The 20504-nt window shown below is 42.5% G+C and carries 26 protein-coding genes and 1 tRNA gene; 23 read left to right on the top strand and 4 right to left on the bottom strand.

Annotated elements, in window-relative coordinates; translation table 11 throughout:
* Positions 1–16 precede the first annotated feature (16 nt).
* Positions 17–1216 (top strand): 12,18-didecarboxysiroheme deacetylase, encoded by a 1200-nt coding sequence (gene ahbC / locus FKV42_RS05890; RefSeq protein WP_154809306.1) that lies wholly within the window; start codon positions 17–19, stop codon positions 1214–1216.
* A gap of 238 nt (positions 1217–1454) precedes the next feature.
* Here the strand turns inward: ahbC and FKV42_RS05885 are convergent, their stop codons facing one another.
* The 3 genes from FKV42_RS05885 to FKV42_RS05875 all read right to left on the bottom strand — a co-directional run bounded on the left by FKV42_RS05885 (position 1455) and on the right by FKV42_RS05875 (position 2800).
* Entirely contained in the window at positions 1455–1805 is a 351-nt protein-coding gene (locus FKV42_RS05885; RefSeq protein WP_154809305.1) for a desulfoferrodoxin family protein, read from the bottom strand.
* 76 nt (positions 1806–1881) lie between these two features.
* Positions 1882–2397 (bottom strand): ferritin, encoded by a 516-nt coding sequence (locus FKV42_RS05880; protein ID WP_154809304.1) that lies wholly within the window; start codon positions 2395–2397, stop codon positions 1882–1884.
* A gap of 52 nt (positions 2398–2449) precedes the next feature.
* Positions 2450–2800 (bottom strand): DsrE family protein, encoded by a 351-nt coding sequence (locus FKV42_RS05875; protein ID WP_154809483.1) that lies wholly within the window; start codon positions 2798–2800, stop codon positions 2450–2452.
* Positions 2801–3398: 598 nt separating this feature from the next.
* Here FKV42_RS05875 and FKV42_RS05870 point away from each other — a divergent pair.
* The 8 genes from FKV42_RS05870 (at position 3399) to FKV42_RS05835 (ending at position 11827) form a co-directional block, all read left to right on the top strand.
* On the top strand, positions 3399–5990 hold the full coding sequence (locus tag FKV42_RS05870; RefSeq protein WP_154809303.1) for a valine--tRNA ligase: 2592 nt from the start codon (positions 3399–3401) through the stop codon (positions 5988–5990).
* A 165-nt stretch (positions 5991–6155) separates the two neighbouring features.
* Positions 6156–6638 (top strand): RNA-binding protein, encoded by a 483-nt coding sequence (locus FKV42_RS05865; RefSeq protein ID WP_154809302.1) that lies wholly within the window; start codon positions 6156–6158, stop codon positions 6636–6638.
* Between the two features lie 170 nt (positions 6639–6808).
* The gene (locus FKV42_RS05860) at positions 6809–7189 is read left to right on the top strand and encodes a cell division protein SepF (protein ID WP_091709819.1); all 381 of its coding nucleotides are present in this window, start codon (positions 6809–6811) and stop codon (positions 7187–7189) included.
* Positions 7186–7824, top strand: coding sequence for a ZPR1 zinc finger domain-containing protein (locus FKV42_RS05855; RefSeq protein ID WP_394348046.1), 639 nt, complete (start codon positions 7186–7188; stop codon positions 7822–7824). Before FKV42_RS05860 ends, FKV42_RS05855 begins: the two co-directional genes overlap by 4 nt.
* A 211-nt stretch (positions 7825–8035) precedes the next feature.
* The gene (gene proS / locus FKV42_RS05850) at positions 8036–9469 is read left to right on the top strand and encodes a proline--tRNA ligase (protein WP_154809300.1); all 1434 of its coding nucleotides are present in this window, start codon (positions 8036–8038) and stop codon (positions 9467–9469) included.
* Between the two features lie 52 nt (positions 9470–9521).
* Positions 9522–10598 (top strand): nicotinate mononucleotide-dependent phosphoribosyltransferase CobT, encoded by a 1077-nt coding sequence (gene cobT, locus FKV42_RS05845; protein WP_154809299.1) that lies wholly within the window; start codon positions 9522–9524, stop codon positions 10596–10598.
* A 69-nt stretch (positions 10599–10667) separates the two neighbouring features.
* Positions 10668–10864: transfer RNA gene (locus FKV42_RS05840), tRNA-Trp, on the top strand.
* Positions 10865–11065: 201 nt separating this feature from the next.
* Positions 11066–11827, top strand: coding sequence for a response regulator (locus FKV42_RS05835; protein WP_154809298.1), 762 nt, complete (start codon positions 11066–11068; stop codon positions 11825–11827).
* Between the two features lie 35 nt (positions 11828–11862).
* Here the strand turns inward: FKV42_RS05835 and FKV42_RS05830 are convergent, their stop codons facing one another.
* Positions 11863–12171, bottom strand: coding sequence for a DUF4405 domain-containing protein (locus tag FKV42_RS05830; RefSeq protein ID WP_154809297.1), 309 nt, complete (start codon positions 12169–12171; stop codon positions 11863–11865).
* 238 nt (positions 12172–12409) lie between these two features.
* Here FKV42_RS05830 and FKV42_RS05825 point away from each other — a divergent pair, with 238 nt between their 5' ends.
* The 14 genes from FKV42_RS05825 (at position 12410) to FKV42_RS05760 (ending at position 20465) form a co-directional block, all read left to right on the top strand.
* Entirely contained in the window at positions 12410–13000 is a 591-nt protein-coding gene (locus tag FKV42_RS05825; protein WP_154809296.1) for a 50S ribosomal protein L15e, read from the top strand.
* A gap of 14 nt (positions 13001–13014) precedes the next feature.
* Positions 13015–13452 (top strand): RNA-binding protein, encoded by a 438-nt coding sequence (locus tag FKV42_RS05820; RefSeq protein WP_328287512.1) that lies wholly within the window; start codon positions 13015–13017, stop codon positions 13450–13452.
* The gene (gene rnp3, locus FKV42_RS05815) at positions 13445–14182 is read left to right on the top strand and encodes a ribonuclease P protein component 3 (RefSeq protein WP_154809294.1); all 738 of its coding nucleotides are present in this window, start codon (positions 13445–13447) and stop codon (positions 14180–14182) included. Before FKV42_RS05820 ends, rnp3 begins: the two co-directional genes overlap by 8 nt.
* Entirely contained in the window at positions 14179–14559 is a 381-nt protein-coding gene (locus FKV42_RS05810; RefSeq protein WP_154809293.1) for an Rpp14/Pop5 family protein, read from the top strand. The genes rnp3 and FKV42_RS05810 overlap by 4 nt, the downstream gene beginning before the upstream one ends.
* Positions 14560–14627: 68 nt before the next feature.
* Complete coding sequence (psmA, locus tag FKV42_RS05805) at positions 14628–15410, top strand: archaeal proteasome endopeptidase complex subunit alpha (protein ID WP_154809482.1); 783 nt, start codon at positions 14628–14630, stop codon at positions 15408–15410.
* A 27-nt stretch (positions 15411–15437) separates the two neighbouring features.
* Positions 15438–16130 (top strand): ribosome assembly factor SBDS, encoded by a 693-nt coding sequence (locus FKV42_RS05800; protein ID WP_154809292.1) that lies wholly within the window; start codon positions 15438–15440, stop codon positions 16128–16130.
* Between the two features lie 9 nt (positions 16131–16139).
* Positions 16140–16925, top strand: coding sequence for an exosome complex RNA-binding protein Rrp4 (gene rrp4, locus FKV42_RS05795; protein WP_154809291.1), 786 nt, complete (start codon positions 16140–16142; stop codon positions 16923–16925).
* Between the two features lie 52 nt (positions 16926–16977).
* On the top strand, positions 16978–17997 hold the full coding sequence (rrp41, locus tag FKV42_RS05790) for an exosome complex exonuclease Rrp41 (RefSeq protein ID WP_154809290.1): 1020 nt from the start codon (positions 16978–16980) through the stop codon (positions 17995–17997).
* A gap of 9 nt (positions 17998–18006) precedes the next feature.
* The gene (rrp42, locus tag FKV42_RS05785; protein ID WP_196214062.1) at positions 18007–18789 is read left to right on the top strand and encodes an exosome complex protein Rrp42; all 783 of its coding nucleotides are present in this window, start codon (positions 18007–18009) and stop codon (positions 18787–18789) included.
* 52 nt (positions 18790–18841) lie between these two features.
* Positions 18842–19135, top strand: coding sequence for a 50S ribosomal protein L37ae (locus tag FKV42_RS05780; protein ID WP_154809289.1), 294 nt, complete (start codon positions 18842–18844; stop codon positions 19133–19135).
* Between the two features lie 7 nt (positions 19136–19142).
* Positions 19143–19280 (top strand): DNA-directed RNA polymerase subunit P, encoded by a 138-nt coding sequence (locus FKV42_RS05775; RefSeq protein ID WP_084323965.1) that lies wholly within the window; start codon positions 19143–19145, stop codon positions 19278–19280.
* A gap of 6 nt (positions 19281–19286) precedes the next feature.
* Positions 19287–19757 (top strand): Brix domain-containing protein, encoded by a 471-nt coding sequence (locus tag FKV42_RS05770; protein ID WP_154809288.1) that lies wholly within the window; start codon positions 19287–19289, stop codon positions 19755–19757.
* Positions 19748–19984 carry a KEOPS complex subunit Pcc1 gene (locus FKV42_RS05765; protein WP_154809287.1) on the top strand — a complete coding sequence of 79 codons (237 nt, stop codon included), beginning with the start codon at positions 19748–19750 and terminating at the stop codon, positions 19982–19984. The genes FKV42_RS05770 and FKV42_RS05765 overlap by 10 nt, the downstream gene beginning before the upstream one ends.
* A 127-nt stretch (positions 19985–20111) precedes the next feature.
* The gene (locus FKV42_RS05760; protein ID WP_154809286.1) at positions 20112–20465 is read left to right on the top strand and encodes a prefoldin subunit beta; all 354 of its coding nucleotides are present in this window, start codon (positions 20112–20114) and stop codon (positions 20463–20465) included.
* Positions 20466–20504 lie beyond the last annotated feature (39 nt).

The following is a 20504-nucleotide window of genomic DNA, read 5'->3' as shown; positions in this document are numbered from 1 at the left end:
TATTCGGAGTCCGATCATGATAGGAATTTCAAAACTTTATTGCAGAACTGTGGAGCCCTCAGACGCGCTCAGGTACGGGCGTGACTCTAAAAAACTCCCATCACATTTGCTCCAGTTCTCAAAGGATAAAAAACCCGTTGTAGTCTGGAATGTCACCCAGCGCTGCAATCTTCGCTGTGTCCATTGTTATGCTCATTCAAAGGACATGGAATACAAAAACGAACTGACCACCGAGGAAGGTAAGGCTCTCATAGATGACCTTGCTGAGTTCGGTTGTCCTGTAATACTTTTCTCAGGCGGTGAACCTCTCATGAGGAAAGACCTGCCTGAACTTGCAGGTTATGCACGCTCAAAAGGTATCAGGGCCGTAATTTCAACAAACGGTACCATGATCACTGAAGAGATGGCAAAAAAACTCAAGGATATTGGCCTTTCTTATGTAGGCATTTCCCTTGACGGTATGAGGGAAACAAACGATAAGTTCCGTGGCATCGAAGGTTCTTTTGACAAAGCACTTCAGGGTCTGCACAACTGCCAGAAAGAGGGTATCAAGGTAGGACTCAGGTTTACCATCAATCGCCATAATGTACATGATATTCCTGCAATATTTGATCTGATGGAAAGGGAAAACGTCCCTCGTATCTGTTTCTATCATCTGGTATATTCAGGCCGTGGCTCTGAAATGGTTAATGAGGACCTGAGCCTTGAGGAAAGTCGCAAGACCGTTGACCTGCTTATGGACAAGACAAGGGAGCTACATGCAAAAGGCTTCAAAGCTGAAGTTCTGACTGTGGATAACCACTGTGATGGTCCATACATTTACATGCGTCTTCTGAAAGAGGACCCTGAAAGGGCTGCAGAAGTTCTTGAACTATTGAACATGAACAGAGGCAATTCTACCGGAATCGGCTTTGGTTGCATCTCATGGGATGGTTCAGTACATCCTGATCAGTTCTGGAGGCATTACTCATTCGGAAATATAAGAGAGCGCAAGTTCAGTGAGATCTGGAGAGATGCCAGTGATAAACTCATGGCAGGACTTAAGGACCGCAAGCCTCTGATAAAAGAAAATGCCGATAGGTGTGCAAAATGCAAATGGTTCGATATCTGTAACGGAAACTTCCGTGTAAGAGCTGAAGCTATCTATGGTAACACCTGGGCTGACGATCCTGCATGTTATCTTTCCAAGGAAGAGATAGGTTACGACGAGTTTTAAGTAACCTTTTTTTCTTTCATGCATGCATGTAAGGTATTACATAGTTTAGTATGATCATTGCCATTGCTCCGACTACAATGGCAAGGAATGCAAGTTTTCCGATAAGTTTTTTGATCACTGTTTATTCCTCTTTTTTCAACTCATTTGCATGATGTTATTAGTGAAAGGAGGGAATGAACAGGTATAAAAAAGATGTGGCTACTGATGCCACAAAATGTATATTCTTTCACTTTAGTATTTAAACCTCAATACAGTTCTTCCACAGGCCGTGGACGTTACAGTATTCGAGTGCACAGAAGGCTTTGAAGTCATTAATGTTGTTAATGTGGAATGAAGCAGTCGGCTCGGTATATACTGGCTCGAAGTTCATTCTTCCAAAGTCTACCATTTTACCATCCTTTGTGATGCCGTAAAGCTCGACCCATGAGATATGGTGCTCAACAGTGTTTGGGTGTTTTACTTCCTTTCCGACAATTACGCGTACATAGTCTGCCTTTGCATGTCCATGTCCTCTGATAATGTCTATTTCAGGGACATGCTTCTCTTTACCTTCAACATCCTTTCCTTTAAGCGCTTCTTCAAATTCCATTTATCTCACCTTTTATATGATTTTGTGTTTTTGATAACATTGAATGACGTTAAGTTTGTACAACAAACTTCAGTTCTTATTCCTCTGATGTAGCAGGTGGTGTGAACACCCTTGTCAGAAGTTCCTTGTCAAGCATATAGAGGCCGTTTCCATCTTCACCTATGAGCTTGAGCTTTGCAATAAGTTCATTGTCGTTTGCTTCTTCCTCAATCTGTTCTGTTACGAACCACTGGAGGAATATTTGTGTAGCATAGTCCTTCTCTTCGTTTGCCAGTGTCACAAGATCGTAAATTGATTTTGTGATGAACTGTTCGTGATTGAGTGTTGCCTCAAACATTTCTAACGGAGTTCCAAAGCTTTCAGGTGGCTTTTCAATTGCTTCAAGTAAGACTTTTCCACCCTGGTCATTTACATAGTCATAGATCTTCATTGCATGGCTCATTTCTTCATTGTATTGTACCATGAACCAGTTAGCAAAACCATCAAGTCCTTCATATGTACAGTGAGCTGACATATCCATGTACAGATATGCAGAATACATCTCTTTGTTGATCTGCCCATTGAGGGCTGCTACCATCTTTTCGCTTAACATTTACAATCTCCGTTCGACTATTTTTTAAATACTAGAAGTTTTCATGAGATAATCATACTACGACAATTTCGTAGCCGTCGTCCATGTATCGGGCCATGCGTGGGTGTCCGAACATTTCATCGCACAAAGGAAGTTCCTGATCTTTCGCACTTTCAAGGCTTCCCATTTTGGATGCGCATGCTCTGCATACACAGTCAATGAGTCCTGCATCCTTTGCTTTAACATAAAGGGCTGTGAATGGTTTTTTCTCACCTTCAGCTTCCTTTACAAGACGGGTTGCAGAACCTTCTATGATAAGTTTCACGTCATAGCCTTTGTCTTTCGTATCAAGTGCATTCATCAGGGCGTGGATGAAACACATCTCCTCTCCATTAAAAGCAAAAATAGCTACTTTCCTGGCCATTATGTCACCTTTCATTACCCTATGCTTCCCCTTCATAAAATGGATGAGGTTTGTATAAAGTATTTTCGGTTTCCTGATATTTTTATTCAAAATGCGGAGGTACTGCAGTTGTATTGAACTTTGTTTTGTATTTTTATTAATGGCCATTTCCGCACGGTTGTGTAGTTATATATACTGTAAAATAAAATCGCAAATTTGATATATCAAATTCCCCTCACAATGGGTGGCTTGTCCTTTTGCACATAACCGGGCAAAATGTAGGGCATATGTTCCAGGCGGTATCATCACCCATTCGTCAAGGAAATGTTTGCTTTCAATCGTACACCAATGACCTCTTGTCCGTGGAGTTTTCTGTAAGATGCTCCTTTGTGCAGGGGCAGCCTCTTTTTAACGAATGTAAGATGATTGCCATGTTCCTTCCGGTTCGCATAAATGTATTTATCAGCATGCTCCGGTATTTCAGGTCTAACCAGATAATTTAAATAATCTTACACCACTTAGGATAAAAACACAATCAATACATTCAATGAATTGATGAATTTTACATGAATACCAAATACATCAAATTACATTTTATTGCATTTATCGGAGAGTCACAATGACAATTCCTAAAGAGTATGACCCACACATTATAGAGCCTAAATGGCGCGATTCATGGGATATGTCCATGTATCACTTTAACTGGAAAGATAACAGCAGACCCCAGTTCATTATCGATACTCCACCACCATATCCTACTGGAAATTTCCATATCGGTAATTCCCTTAACTGGTGTTACATCGATTTTGTTGCAAGATACAAACGTATGTGTGGGTTCAATGTGATGTTCCCACAGGGATGGGACTGTCACGGTCTTCCTACTGAAGTAAAGGTTGAGGAGATTCACGGCATCACAAAGAATGAGGTTCCAAGGGAAGAGTTCAGGAACATGTGCCGTGAGCTCACTGTTGGCAACATCGAAAAGATGAGACAGACCATGCTGAACCTCGGTTTCTCTACAGACTGGAGCAATGAGTTTGTGACAATGGAGCCTGAGTACTATTCAAAGACCCAGAGGTCTTTCAGGCAGATGTATGATATGGGTCGTCTCTATCAGTCCGAGCACCCTGTAAACTGGTGTCCAAGATGTGAAACTGCTATTGCTTTTGCAGAGGTTGAGTACGATGCAAGGGAAACAAAGCTTAATTTCCTGCACTTCGATGGTCTTGAGATTGCAACCACAAGACCGGAATTGCTTGCAGCCTGTGTTGCAGTTGTAATAAATCCTGAAGATGACCGTTATAAACAACACATTGGTTCAACTGTGAAAGTTCCGCTCTTTGGCCACGAGGTAAAGGTCATTGGCGATGAGGCTGTTGATCCTTCATTTGGTACAGGTGTTGTTATGATCTGTACTTTCGGTGACAAACAGGATGTCAGATGGTGGCTGGAGCATGGTCTTCCATTGCGTAAGGCAATTGATAAGCAGGGTCTTATGACCGAAATTGCAGGCAAGTACAAGGGAATGACAATTCCTGAATGTAAGCAGGCAATAATCGAAGACCTCAAGAATGAAGGTTATCTCTATGAGCAGAAATCACTGGATCAGAATGTCGGTATGTGCTGGAGATGCAGTACTCCTATTGAGATCCTTTCCGAACGCCAGTGGTTCATTAAAATTCCAAATGATGAGATTGCAAAGGCAGCAAATGAGATTGAATGGCTGCCAGAGTACATGAAGGTCAGGCTTGACAACTGGAACAACACCATGGAATGGGACTGGTGTATATCCCGTCAGAGACTTTTCGCAACTCCGATTCCTGTATGGTATTGTAAGGAATGTGGCGAGGCAATGGTTGCCAAAGAAGAGTGGATGCCAATAGACCCAACAACACAGCAGCCACCAGAAGCCTGCAAATGCGGATGCACAGAATTCGAGGCTGAAGAAGATGTTCTGGATACATGGATGGATTCATCAATAACAGCACTCCATGTTTCCGGCTGGCTCACAGACCACGAAATGAGGCTTCCAACTCAGTTACGCCCACAGGGTCATGATATTATCAGGACATGGGCATTCTATACAATTCTCAGGTCAATGGCAATCCAGGGCAAGAGACCATGGGATTCTATTCTTATCAACGGCATGGTTCTTGGCGAAGACGGTCACAAGATGAGTAAATCACTTGGTAATGTCATCTCACCGGAAGAAGTAATTAAAGATTATAGTGCTGACTCTTTCAGGCAGTGGGCTGCAATTGGTGGTTCACCGGGTTCAGATGTAATGTTCCGCTGGAAAGATGTTGTATCAGCATCAAGATTCTTCGCAAAGATGTGGAGCATTTACAGGTTCAGCATGTCCCATCTTGAGGAATACGAGCACAGCGAAATTGATGCTTCAGAGCTTAAGGTCGTTGACAAATGGCTCCTGAGCAACCTTAACAGGCTCATAGCTTCAGTTACCGATTCAATGGAAAAATACCAGTTCGATGAGGCTTTCAAAGCTGTAAGAGGTTTCACATGGGATGTCCTTGCAGACAACTATATTGAGCTCGTCAAGGCACGTCTTTATGGTGAAGATGAAGCAGGAAAGAAGGCATCAAGGTACACTTTGTATGTGGCTATTGATGCGCTTTCACGCATGCTCGCACCATTCGCTCCGTTCTTTGCAGAGGAAATGTTCTCACGTATCGGTGATGGCAGTGTTCACGTTCAGGCATGGCCTGAAGTTTGTGACTCACTTATCGATGAAGATGTGGAGAAATCCGGAGAGTTCATCAAGGAAATCGCAAGTAATGTCAGGCGCTACAAGTCCGAGCACGGAATGGCACTGAATGCTCCTCTTGAGAAGATTGAGATCTACGGAAGTCTTGATGATCTGACTGATGTACTTGGAGCTACCAATTCCCCGGTTGAGATGATCGACGGTGAACCTGACTTCGAGCATGTTCCTGTTAATGTCAAGCCAAACATGGGTATGATTGGTCCTAAATTCAGGGGACAGGCCAAGGCAATTATCAATGCACTTACAGAAGCAAATCCAAAGAAGATCGCAGATGAACTTGCAACTGGCAAGGTTGTTGTTGAAGTAGACGGCCAGACAATTGAGCTTGAACCTGAATGTGTTGAAATAGAGAAAGAGGTAGTTTCCGCAGGAAGGGCTGTGGATGTTCTTGACATCAGCGGAGTTCCTGTTGTAATTATTAGATAAACAACAGGAAATTCTGTAGTCAACTGAATATATTACTGCAAATTTATATAGGGATGCTTTGTGTGTTTTCACATAAACTTTAAAAGCATCCATCACTTATTTTAGCAGGATTATTAATTAGACAATCATTCAAATCACAATCTATCTTATCTGACAGGTGATCAGTTGAAAATAAAGTCCAGGGTACAGTTAAGGAAATCTGCAAAGAATCAGCTTTTAAGTGATATTACATCCGTTTTTGGTGATGCTGTAAAGCAACTGGAAAAGAGCAAGTTTGAAACAGCAAACATAGATGACTTGTCTCTTATACTGGTTGACGGTGAACCTTTGCTTTTCCAGATTAATGAATTCTACTTCCCTACTGTAAAGGGAGTACTGAAGCTTGGCTTGTTGAAGAACGTGGTAACTGTGGATTCCGGTGCCGTTCGTTTTGTGGTAAATGGCGCTGACATCATGTGTCCTGGCATAGTTGCTGCAGATGACAATATTCAGGAAGGTGATCCGGTGATCATTATAGAGGAAGCCCACAGCAAACCTCTTGCAATAGGGACTGCATTGATGCCGGGTGCTGAGATGAATGGAAATACTGGTAAAGGTGTAAAATCCATTCATTACGTAGGCGATAAGCTCTGGAATCTTGACATCTAAAAGAAATCATTAAAATAGGATGAGATTGAATATAAATACCAGTAAATATCAGTAATTAAATATCACGTAGATAATACTGATCATGTCCGGTATACGCAATCTATTCCGGTAACGTTTTAAGTATTAGTGCTATTAATATAACAGTGTTTTTGAATACATGAGGGCGAATTATGGCAAATATTGTTAACAAATTGTTTGGTGGCAGCAGCAAAAGCTCAACCACTGAGGATGAGTATACTGAACTTGACCTTACTAAGTACGAAGAGGTAATGGATGACGAGCCAGCAGAGACTTACATCCGCGTTGCAGAACTCACAAACCTCAATGAGCTGACCGCACTCAAAAAAGAGATATATGACGGTAACATCGTAATGATAGACATCTCAAACATCAAGGTTGATAAGTTATTACTTGACCGTGCTTTGAAGGATCTCAAGGAAGTAGTAATGGATGTTCATGGCGATATCGCCGGTATTAAGGAAGACCAGGTTCTTGTAACTCCAACCGGTATCAAGATAGACAGGTCAAAGATCATTGGTGGCAGATATTGAGCGAAAACGATTCCTGTCAGAAATTTGTAACCCGGACTTCATGTCCACTCTGCCGTGAAGAGCTGATTATCAGCTGGCAGAGTGATGAAATTCCTTATTTTGGCGAGGTAATGTACATCACCGCTTCATGCAGTTGCAGTTTCAGGTTTGCTGACACTCTTATTCTTACCCAGAAAGAGCCAATGCGTTATGAACTGCTGGTGGAAGGTCTTGAAGATCTCAACAGCAGAGTGGTACGCTCTACCTCAGGAACTATAAGGATACCTGAGCTTGGAATTGATGTTGAACCGGGTTCAATATCCGAATCATACATAACCAATATTGAAGGTATACTTGACAGGATTCTCAATGTGGTTATCACTGCAACCAAATGGTGTGAGGATGATGAAGAAAAACGATTGCGTGGCCTTGAAGTCCAGGAAGTCCTTAAAGGCGCAATTGAGGGACAAAGATCAATTACCGTTGTCATAGAGGATCCTTTTGGCAACAGTGCGATCATTTCAGAAAAGGTCAAGTCATCTGTGCTTGCTCCGGAGGAAGCTGGCTGTCTTAAGACCGGTATGATTGTCTTCGATACAAATTCCTCAGAAATGGAATTAGATGCAAGCGATTCAGAGCACAGTTTAACTGACTGAAGTCTGTTTTGTCAAAGATTCTACTTTACATTTTTTTAATTCTTGTCTATCTGGAAAATTCAATTAAATCAGGTAGTTATTTTTCTGTTTTTCTTCCAATTTCATGTAAGTAGAGCCACATCTGTCTCTGTTTGGCTATGAAAGGAAATGGCTATAAGCAATGTATTAGTTATTGTAGCCAAATCAACTATGAAACTTATAAGGTGAATAAATGGCAGAGCAAGAAAAAGATGCTGCACTTCCTTCTAAAGAGAATTTCAGTGAATGGTATAACGATCTGCTCTTAAAAGGCGAGATCATGGATGTACGTTATCCTGTAAAGGGACTGTATGTATGGTTCCCATTTGGATTCAACATCAGAAGAAATGTTTACGATATCATGCGCAGGCTGCTTGACAAGGATCATCAGGAAACTATGTTCCCACTCCTTATTCCTGAAAATGAGTTCATGAAAGAGGCAGAGCACATTAAAGGATTTGAAGATGAAGTTTACTGGGTAACACATGGAGGTCTGACTCCGCTTGATGTGAAGCTTGCACTCCGTCCTACCAGTGAGACTGCTATCTATCCAATGTACAAGCTCTGGATAAGGTCACATGCGGACCTGCCACTCAAACTATACCAGATAGTCAACACCTTCAGGTACGAGACAAAACATACACGTCCTCTTATCAGACTCCGTGAGATCACTTCATTTAAAGAGGCTCATACAGTACATGCTACATGGGATGATGCGGCAGCCCAGGTTGATGAAGCTATCAGGATCTATACTGATTTCTATCGCCAGCTTGCTGTACCTGTACTTGCGTCCAAAAGACCTGACTGGGATAAATTCCCTGGTGCAGATTATACAATCGCAACCGATGCACTGATGCCTGATGGAAAGACTCTTCAGGTAGGTACTGCACACCACCTTGGTGATAATTTTGCAAAGACCTTTGATATTACCTATGAGGATGCAGAAGGGGAGCAGGTCTATGCTCATCAGACATGTTACGGAGTTTCCGAACGTTCCATAGCTGCTCTCATTTCCATCCATGGGGATGACAAGGGTCTTGTGCTTCCGCCGGCAGTTGCTCCTGTTCAGGTTGTTATTATTCCTATCATTTTCAAGAAGGCAGAAGGTGTTCTTGAAGCCTGTGAGGAAGTAATGAATAAACTTGAGGCAAAGGGAATACGCGTTAAAATGGATGCAAGTGATGAGCGTCCGGGTGCAAAGTATTACAAGTGGGAAATGAAAGGTGTGCCTGTAAGACTGGAGCTTGGTCCAAGGGATCTTAAGAACAATGCAGCTATGCTTGCACGCCGCGATACTGGAGAAAAGCAGCAGGTATCCCTGGATACTATTGTTGATGATGTTTCTTCCATGCTGGATGATATTCATGATTCACTTTACGAAAAGGCAAAGGAAAGTATCTACTCACGTGTATTTGACTGCGAGAGCCTGGATGATGTCAGGGAAAATCTTCCAAAAGGTATTGCAAAGATCTTCTGGTGTGGCAACAAAGAATGCGGCCTGAAACTCGAAGATGACATCGGTGCAGGAATACTTGGAATACCAACTGACCAGGAAGAGTGTAAGGGCAAGTGTCCTGTATGTGGTGCAGATGCTGATACCAAAGTATACGTTGCAAGGACATACTGAGTTATCAGGAAAAAGACATATACACCCTGTAAAATACATCTAAGTGATTGGCATGGAAACAATATCACCTGAAAAAATCCCTTTACCTGAAAAGCCGTTGTTCGTCTGCGTTCTTGGAAATACGGAGACTGCATATATCGAGGGTCTTTCCGCAGCAGGGAAGACTGCAAAACTGACAGACTACACGCCTGCCGGTGATGCAGAGGTTCTTGAGACAGGAGCTATCATCGATATTCCTATCTTACCGATGACTCCTCCATATGATACGCCTACGCCTGCACTCATTACACGTGCGGCACTTTCGATGACAGGTGTTCCTCATATATTCGTTAATTCAGGTCTGAAGATTCTTCCGGCTAAACAGGTTTCTCTTGTTGATATAGGGGGGAAGCCAGGTGATGATATCAGAAAACCTGTTGCTGTACACAATGTACAGGAGGCTTTTGATAATGCTTTTAAGCTTGGGGAGAAACTTGCAAAGGAACATGACTTCATCATGATCGGTGAGAGTATCCCTGCAGGAACCACTACTGCAAATGCATTATTGCAGGCACTCGGTTATGATGGAAATGTTAGCAGCAGTTCTGATGCAAATCCTCTTACCCTTAAAAAAGAGGTTGTGAAAGAGGCTTTGTCCTCTTCAGGAATCACATTTGGTTCTCTGCGTGATGATCCTCTTAAAGCAATAGCTTCCGTAGGTGATCCTATGATGGTTGCAGTTGCGGGAATTACTGCAGGTCTGGGTGATATTCCTGTGATTCTTGCAGGCGGTACACAGATGGCATCGATATTTGCCGCCATAAAACACATGGGCTATCCAACAGATAACATAAAGTTAGTTACTACAAGTTATGTGGTTAGTGATGAATCTGCAAACTTTGTGGAACTTGCCAAGGAGATTGGTGCTGATTATGAAGGAGCTGATCCCGAATTTGGTAAATCTTCCTTCAAGGGTCTGCAGCAATATGAAGTCGGTTTTGTGAAAGAAGGTGTAGGTGCAGGTGGAGCTATCTACCTCACGGCCATGTATGGTCATTCAATGGAAGAGTTGCGCTCAAAAATAGAGCAACTCTGTGATGAGCTGTGTAAATTCGGGGATCTGGCCCGGGTTGCCGGTGAAGATATATAAGCATAGGCGCGTAGTACCGCTAAATATATCTTAGATAAGATGTATTCAGGGGATACTACCCGAATTTATGGGGTTGTGGCCTAGCCCGGCATGGCGATGGGCTCCAGCGGATAAATGATGAACAACGGGTCTACTGAGACTAACCCGACGGGGTTGGTTTGTGAGGAGCCGTTGGAGCACTGATGTGTGCTCATGAGAACTATAGCTGTTTTTTACAGCTGTTCGGAGAGACCCGTCGATCGTGAGTTCGAATCTCACCAACCCCATCTATTTTCATTTTTAGTGGTTCTAAAACAGAGCGAGTAACTCTTTCTATGCCTAAACTATATATGTAGATAGAACTATATAATTAACAGTAAAGTTTAAAATAATTTTACTTATATAATGTAACAAGATGGACGGTTACCATTAAATTTATATTGCAATGTATTTATTTAATTCACGTGTAAAAAGGGAGCCTATGATTCATGCACCACAGGGATAAAGTACTCATTGTTGACGACGAGCAGGCCATAGTAGAACTAATGGGACTTTACCTTAAATCAGATTATGATGTTATTCCTGCATATAGTGGGCAGGAGGCACTGGATAAGGTAAAATCCGAAAAGCCGGATATTATTCTGCTTGATGTGATGATGCCTGATATGAATGGGTATGAGGTATGCAGAGTCTTAAAAACATCTGTGGAAACTCAGTTCCTGCCCGTGGTTATGGTTACTGCATTATCAGGCAAGGATGACCGCATTAAAGGTATTGAGGTTGGTGCAGATGAGTTTCTTGGAAAACCTGTTAACCGTCTTGAGCTTGTGACAAGGGTAAAATCCCTTCTGCGTATAAAACGCCTTCAGGACAAGGTTCTTGCAGAGAGGAACGAGGCAATGAACTATCTTGATGTTGCCGGTTTTGTTGTTTTTGTACTTGATACTGATATGAAGATCAATCTTGTGAACCGTAAAGGTAACGAAGTATTGGGTTATGATGAGTTCGAGCTTATTGGCCATGATTTCGTCAAATTCCTTGTACCTGAGATGAAAGGTGCAGAACTTCAGGACGAGTTTACAAAGATTATCTCCGGTGAATCTGAACCACAGGAATTTGCAGAGCACGTTGTTCTTGCAAAAGATGGAAAAGAAATCCCTATGCGCTGGTATGATGTTGTCCTTAAGGACGATGATGGTAAAATTACCGGTATCATGCGCTCAGGGGAAGATCTGAGTAAATTTGAGTGATTTGAACTAAATAATTCGAAGCCTGCATTTTTAGCTTAAGTATTTATAATATCACACTCGGTGCTTTCCTGCTTTCCTTCACTTTTAAACAAATTCCTTGTCATGCAACTCATCCACTTTTTGTGAAGGACGAAATGTAAACCTGTGAATAAAGTCAGCAGAATGGATAATCTATTGTGGATGAGTGTCCATGTTGTTTTTGTAATTCCTAAAAACTCCTGGTATCTGCCCTGTCGTACTCCTGTAGGGATGGCAAGGTATAATACAAAACCTGTAATGGCAACTACAATGAATAATACTGTCAGCAAGATGTCGATATAGTAGTTTAGTTTTGATCTGTTCATCTTTTTCCTCTGGAAATTCTCTTTACTAGAATACAGTGCCAACATTATATAAATTTACATTTATCTGTTTGATTTTTGTATTTTTATCTCTAAATTGTGCAAAGGTTTAAATTCAATAGGGTTAAGTAGTAGTCCTGTTTCATTGCCGGGATTAGTCCCGTGGGAATGTAGTTTTTGTAATGTAAAAGCATACAAGAGCTGAACCGTGAAACTAGAAATGAAACTTAGGTGAATAAATTTGTCAAAATCATATTATGCATACGTAAGGGACGCATGGAAAGACCCGGACAACACATATGTCCGTGAACTTAGATGGGAAAGACTCCAGGAATGGAGGAAGGAAGGATCTGTAACTAAGATCAGACGTCCAACTCGTATTGACCGTGCCCGCTCCCTTGGATACAAGGCAAAGCAGGGTATCGTTGTGGCTCGTGTAAAGGTACGCAGAGGAGGTCTCAGAAAGCCAAGATACATCCGTGGAAGACGTACACAGCGTATGGGTAAGAACAAGATCACTGGTGGCATGAGTATTCAGAGAATCGCCGAACAGCGTGCTGACAGGAAATTCCCTAACATGGAAGTTCTCAACTCCTACTGGGTAGGTGACGACGGTAAATCCAAGTGGTACGAGGTTATCCTTGTAGATCCAAATCACCCTGTAATCAAGAGTGACAAGAACCTTAACTGGATTTGTGATAACACTCACAAAGGACGTGCACACCGCGGTAAGACCAGTGCAGGTCGCAAGGGCAGAGGTATGATGACCCGTGGAACTGGTACTGAAAAGACTAGGCCAAGCCTGAGATCTAACCTTAACAGAGGTAAGTGATCCACTATATCAACTTGCGCGTGATCGCGCACTCTACTGAGGATCTTTCCAGGGTACGTGGTGCCCTGGACTTCTTTTTACGGAATGCCACTGGTATGTCCGACAATGACGTTACCGATGAACTTGTAGAAGTAACTGATATTGAAGGTCACTATGGTAATCCGTCTGTGATGCTCAGTTCGCAGATCTCTCGCAAATCGGATTCAGTAAGACTTGCCAGGTTTATCAGGGAAAACATGAGCCCTGAAGATGTAGAAATCCTGCGCAGTGAAATGCCTGATAGGCTTGATGATGACCAGTTATTCCATATGAGGTTTGACAAACAGGCGGCTTTCCAGGGGAAGCTGGTACTGAGTTCATCATCCGATGCCATTACTGTCAAAGTAAAAATAGCCACATATCCGAAGAACCGTCTTCAGGCGGGGCTGATAGTGGAGGAATTGTTTGGCTAGACCTGTTTTTTATGATCTGAACGTTTACTCTGCACCAGAAGGTAAAAACACGATCGAAGAATTGGCCGCTTTTTCTTCCAGATTAGAATTTGGTGGAATTGCCATTATCAATCCTTCCGGTAGCTCTCAACCTGTAAAGGCGAAGAAAGTACACGGTTTTGAAGTTTTCAGTGGTGTTGAGGTCAGGGTCGATAATCCTTCCCGTTTACATGGCATGGTGGGAAAGTATCGTAAGAACACTGATATTATAGTTGTACGTGGTGGTAGTGAGAATATCAATCGTGCAGCTGTAGAGAATTCCAATGTGGACATTCTCTGTGGTTTCGGGTCAATGAAAGATAATGGTTTAAATCATGTCCTTGCAAAGTCTGCAAGCGACAACAATGTTGCAATTTCATTCGATCTCGGTGAAGTTATCGTCCATCGCGGGGGCAAAAGGGTCAGGACATTGTCTAATTTCAGAAAAGATCTGGCACTTGTCCGCAAATACAATGTTCCATTTATTCTGACATCCAATGCAAGATCCTGCTATGATCTGCGAGCTCCAAGGGAATTGATAGCTCTTGCAGGACTTTTTGGAATGACAAAAGAGGAGGCTGTTTATGGCCTGTCCACCATTCCTGAAAGTATTATTTCAAGAAACCGTCCTTCTTCAAAATATGTGTTTGAGGGAGTGGAGATTGTAGACGGTATGCCCGGAGATGCTACGGTTGAAGGTGATGGCCAATGAAAGTACTTCCACCAACCATGCGGGAAAATAAGCGTTACCTTGCCTTTGAGCTCATAGCGGAAGGAAATTCAATTATAAGCAGGGATGAACTTATCCGGGAGATATTTTCAGCTTCAGGAAGCCTTCTTGGTGATTTTGGTTCAAGCGAATGCAATATATGGCTTTTTGCTTTTGATAATAATAAAGGAGTAATAAGTTGCAATCGTGAACATGTATCACAGGCAAGGGCTGTTATGGCCACTATCACAAATGTAAAAGGAAAACGAGTTTTATTCCATGTTCTTGGAGTATCAGGTACTGTTCTTGGTGCAACAAAAAAGTATTTAGAGGGTGTCGATGTATTTAATCCCGAAGAACAGTCACATATAAATGAGTAGAAAGCGTATTTCAGTTAATTATCGTATATATTCTGTTATTTATAAATAAATCAGGAGATGAAGTGAAGATGCAAATGACGCCACAGATGGGGTATGATCGAGCCATCACAGTTTTTAGTCCTGACGGACGTCTCTTCCAGGTAGAATATGCAAGAGAAGCAGTCAAGAGAGGCACAACCGCAGCCGGTGTAAAAGCAAAGAATGGTGTGGTATTGCTTGTAGACAAAAGAATTACAAGCAGATTAATAGAAGCAGAATCAATAGAGAAGATCTTCCAGATAGATGACCACATAGGTGTTGCCACTTCAGGACTTGTAGCCGATGCCCGTGCTCTTGTTGACAGAGCAAGAGTCGAAGCTCAGGTCAACATGGTATCATATGACGAACCAATTGGTGTCGAAGTTATTGCCAAGAAGATATGTGACCACAAGCAGACATACACACAGTACGGTGGTGTCCGCCCATATGGTACAGCCCTTCTTATTGCAGGTGTGGACGATTCACGCCCACGTCTCTTTGAGAGTGACCCAAGCGGTGCATTGCTTGAATACAAAGCAACTGCAATCGGTGCTGGAAGGAACGCTTTCATGGAGCTCTTTGAGGCAGATTATCAGGATGATATGGACATTGATGCTGCAATCATGCTTGGTATGAAAGCCCTTTACAAATCAACAGAAGGAAAGGTTGATGCAGCTACCCTTGAGCTTGGTGTTGTAACTCTTGAAGACCGCCAGTTCAGAAAGCTTTCTGAAGAGGAAGTTGCTGGTTTTGTTTCCAGGGTTCGCGAAGAGCTTAAGGACGATGTGAAAGAAGAAAGTGAAGACTCTGAAAGCGAGGAATCAGAGGAATAATTTAAGCAATCATTGGGGTGAACTAACATGGTATCTCTTGATGAGTCTGTTATTGCAAGGCTCAAGAAAGGTAAGCATCAGTTTGAGGTTTTAGTTGAACCGGAAGGTGCTTTTTCTCTGAAAAGGGGCGAAGATGTCAATATAGAAGACATCATTGCTGTAGAATCAGTTTTTTCTGACGCTGCGCAGGGAGACCATGCAGGAGAATCTGAGCTTGTAAGTACTTTTGAAACTGATAATGTCATGGATATCGCCAGGCAGATTATATTGCATGGTGAACTCCAGCTTACAAAAGAGCAGAGAAAGCAGATTCTCGAAGAGAAGACCAGACAGGTCATAACAATTATTGCACAGAATGCTATAAACCCCCAGACAAGGACACCTCATCCTCCTGCCAGGATTGAAAAGGCAATGGAAGAGGCAAAGATTCGCATCGATCCTTTGAAAGGTGTCGATGAGCAGGTAAACATTGTAATGAAAGCTATTCGTCCGATAATTCCTATCAGGTTTGAAGAGGTCGATGTAGCTGTAAAGATTCCGGCTGAATATGCGGCAAAGTCCTATGGGGACATTGCCAACTTTGCTACCCTTATAAAGAATGAATGGCAAAATGACGGCTCATGGGTAGCCGTTGTCAAAATGCCTGCCGGCCTGCAGAATGATTTCTACGGCCTTGTGAATCATCTTACGAAAGGGGATGCTGAAACTAAATTATTATGAGGCCCCATAATGGAACGTGAAATAGTAATTCCTGGACAACTTTTGTCTGAAAATAAGGCAGATTCCGGTCCCGGTACATATGTAAAGGACGGAAAAGTCTATTCTCTTTTATACGGAGTTAAGAATGCCAAGAAAAAGATCTCAGTCATTCCTTTTTCTGGAAAGTATATTCCTTCTGCCAGGGATTACGTTATTGGTACAGTTATAGAGGTAACTCCCTCTAACTGGATATTTAATATTGGATCGCCATATGACGGATTGTTGCACGTGTCTGAATATCCAAGGCGTGTTGAACAGGTAATGATGGCGGAGTACATGGGCATAGGCACACCAGTCTTGCTTCGTGTAAAAGATGTAAGTTCATCCATGAAGGTCGAATTGACCATGAGAGAACGCGGTCTGAGAGCTCTCAGTGCTGGCCGTGTAATTGAAATAACTCCTACGAAGGTCCCTCGTATCATAGGACATGGTGGTTCTATGGTATCAATGCTTAAGAAAGAGACAAACTGTGAGATATTCGTAGGCCAGAACGGAAGAATATGGATAAAAGGCAAAGATAGTGAAATGGACCTTCTCACGGAGGCTATTGAGCTTATTATTAAACATTCTCACACATCAGGATTGACAGATAGGATCTCTCTTTTTTTGAAAGGTGACGAAGAACATGTTTCTGAGAAGGATGAAACTGTTTTAGAAGAAGATCTCACTGAAGATACAAAAGACTCTGAGGATGAAAGCGAGATAAGGGAAGATACCTATCGAAAAGTGGATGCTCTTCTGGAAGATGATGATTGACCAGAGTGATTCTTTTTGATAAGGGAGAATGTGCGAACATTGGAGAATTAATATGAGTGATAAACCTGAAAAGTTCATTGATGAAAATGGATTACGTCTGGATGGCAGACGTGTTGATGAGATCAGGCCAATGAAAATGGAGATCGGTGTACTCTCCAGGGCTGATGGTTCATGCTATTTAGAATGGGGTAAGAACAAGGTACTTGCGGCTGTCTATGGTCCAAGGGAGCTTCACCCACGAAGAATGCAGAAAGCTGATTCTGTATTGATAAGATATCGTTATAATATGGCTGCTTTTTCTGTAGAGGATCGTATCAGACCAGGTCCAAGCAGAAGAAGTACCGAAATATCAAAAGTAAGTCGTGAGGCATTTGAGCCTGTCGTGCTGACCCACCTTTATCCTGGTGCAGTTATTGATGTTTTTGCAGAAGTCCTTCAGGCAGATGCTGGTACAAGGACTGCAGCTATTAATGCAGCTTCTGTAGCATTGGCTGATGCAGGAATTCCTATGAAGGGACTTGTTTCTGCATGTGCAGTAGGAAAGGTTGACGGACAGCTTGTACTTGACCTTAACAAGCCTGAAGACAATTATGGTGATGCTGATATCCCAATGGCTATGACATCTGATGGCGAGATTACTCTCGTTCAGATGGATGGGGATGTTACTCAGGAAGAGTTCAAACAGGCAATTGAGATGTGCAAAGAAGGATGTCGCCAGATTATGGAGATACAGAAGGAGACTCTCAGAAACAAGTTCACAAAACTTGATGATGTAGAGGTTCCTGACGAGGATGAAGACGTTGATGTTTCTGCCCTCGTGGAATCTACTCTTGAATCATCCGAGGACGATGTTGAAGATGAGGAAGAGGCTGAAGTCGAATCTGAGGATGATACTGACCAGGAAGAAGAGGTTGAAGGTGGTGACGAGGATTCAGTTGATGAAGATGAGTCTGAATCTGAGGATGCCGAAGACCTTGATTCTGTAGAGCTTGTAGAGGATTTAGAAGAGTCTTTCACTGATGTGGATGAAGAGGATGCCACTGATGATGAAGACGAAGACGAGAAGGCCTGAGGTGAGATCATGGGCAACGAAGTAATGTCAGTACTTAAGAAAGATTACATTTACAACCTTATGCTCAAAGGTCAGCGTGCTGATGGACGTGCTTTTGACGAGATGAGGGATATTGAGATCAGAACCAATGTTATAGAAAAGGCTGAAGGTTCCGCCTGGATTAAGATGGGTGGTACCGAAATTCTTGTAGGAGTAAAACTGCAGGTAGGAACGCCTTTCCCCGATTCTGCAGATCAAGGTGTCATTATCACAAGTATGGAACTTAATCCAATAGCTTCTCCTGATTTTGAAGCTGGTCCTCCAAGGGAGAATGCTATTGAGATGGCCCGTGTCACTGACAGGGGAATCCGTGAATCAGGCGCAATTGATTTAAACAAGTTGTGTATTACGGAGGGAGAAGAAGTCTGGATGGTATTCATAGATATCCATGTTCTCAACAATGAAGGGAATATTCAGGATGTATCCTCTCTGGGCGCAATAGCTGCCCTTCTGACCGCTGTTGTTCCTGGTGAACGAGAAGGTCGCGGTGAGGATATGCCAATGCCTATCAGGGATATGCCTATCGCAGTTACGCTGGTCGACATCGGCGGTGAGATGATGGTTGACCCTGACCTTGATGAAGAAACTGTTTGCGACACCCGCATAACCATTGTTTCAAATCAGGATGGCTCTATATCAGGAATGCAGAAGAGCGGCGATGGCGCACTTACTGAGGAAAAGCTGTTAAAGGCTGTGTCACTTGCCTGCCAGAAAGCATCAGAGCTCAGGGAAGCTCACCTGTTGAATATCTGATCGGAAATTCAATATCATATAATATTTACACCATTTCAAGGAGATAAGATTCATGGCAAAAAAATATACACGAAAAGGCCGAGTATCCAGATCAGCCGGTAGATTCGGTACCCGCTATGGTAGAAGGGACCGTAAACTTGTGGCAGATCTTGAAGAAAAGATGCGCATGCCACACAAGTGCCCACAATGTGCACGTCCTAATGTTAAGAGAGCAGGTACAGGTATCTGGAAATGTACCAAATGTGATTACACTTTTGCAGGTGGCACATTCCTGCCTCAGACCAACGTCGGTAAGACAGTTGCACGTTCTGTAAAGAAAGCAAAGGAAGCAGCAGCAATCGAGTAAGGTGAGTATGGCCTATAAATGTACAAGATGCAAGAGAAATGTTGAGATCGACTACGAGTACACAGGTATTCGCTGTCCTTACTGCGGACACCGTATCCTTGTAAAAGAACGTCCAACAACTATCAAACGCATCAAAGCAGAGTAAGAAGCGATGTATATCACTTCTTCTCGCAAACCATCTGCCGGTACGCGTACTTTATGTAAGCATCTGGCATCATTTTTCGGTTTCGAGTACTTTAACCGAGGTAAGATGAGCATGGGTGAGGTATTAAGCCTCTCTCATGGAAATCCTCTTCTTATTGTCGGTGAATATCATGGTAACCCCGGTAGTTTAGCTTTTTATGACGGGGAAGGGTTCTGTACTCTTTCAATTTATATTTCCGTATTGGAAGCTCCTTCTAATTATCCAAAGAAATCTAATTCATTTCCTTTAATTATTGGTGACAATGAATTAGTACTAGTGATCAAAGATCTGATAGTTCCTGATGACTCAACATTTTCAAAGGTGTTATCTCTTACAATATCAGGAAATCAGCTGGATTTCAAAGAAGGTGAAAACGAACTTTTCAGTCTCAGAATGAAGAGCTACAAAGTATTTGAGGTTGATGAAGAGTGCTCTTAACTTCGCATTCTGTTTTTGAAACCCCTGTAGCTTCACGCATTTACAGATCACTCAAACCTGAACTTGAAAGTCAGGTAACAGATCGTTCTTCTGTTGAAATAAAAGTTGACAACTCAACTCTTTATCTGGAAATCCGGTCGGATGACCTTGTTGCCATGCGTTCAACTCTTAATACCTGGCTGCGTCTAATTCAGGTTGCATCCGAGACTGCAGACTGTCTCGCTTAATACACAATGTTTGTTTTTTCAACAACATCTCTGCAGCTTATTCTCTCTTTCCATCCCTGTTTTTGCACTAACATATATAGAAACATTAAAATCACTTCAGGTTTATTGGTATGCCAGGTGAAACCAAATGAGTACGCAAATACCCCCACAGATACAGAACCAGCTTGCGCAGTTGCAACAGGTTCAGCAGCAGGCGCAGTCCCTTGCCATGCAGAAATCCCAGATCGAGTCCATGCAGAAAGAAGCTGAAATGGCACTTGAAGAGCTGGATAAACTGCCTGAAGATGTTGTAATTTACCGCAGTGTCGGTGAACTGCAGATAAAATCAAACAAGGAAGAATCTGTGTCCAAGCTGAATGAAAAGGTGGAAACACTTTCACTCAGGTTACAATCCATTTCCAGACAGGAAGAAAGGATATCAAAACGTTTCACACAACTTCAGGAACAGATTGAACAGTCTATGGGGAACCAGGCACAATAAGCCTGTTCTCTATTTCTGATGACATGTCGGTATAAGCAC

The sequence above is a fragment of the Methanolobus vulcani genome (assembly GCF_006546655.1).
GTDB classification, from domain to species: domain Archaea; phylum Halobacteriota; class Methanosarcinia; order Methanosarcinales; family Methanosarcinaceae; genus Methanolobus; species Methanolobus vulcani_A.
Note: the sequence above shows the minus strand (reverse complement) of the source record. Positions and strands in the feature narration are given on the sequence as shown.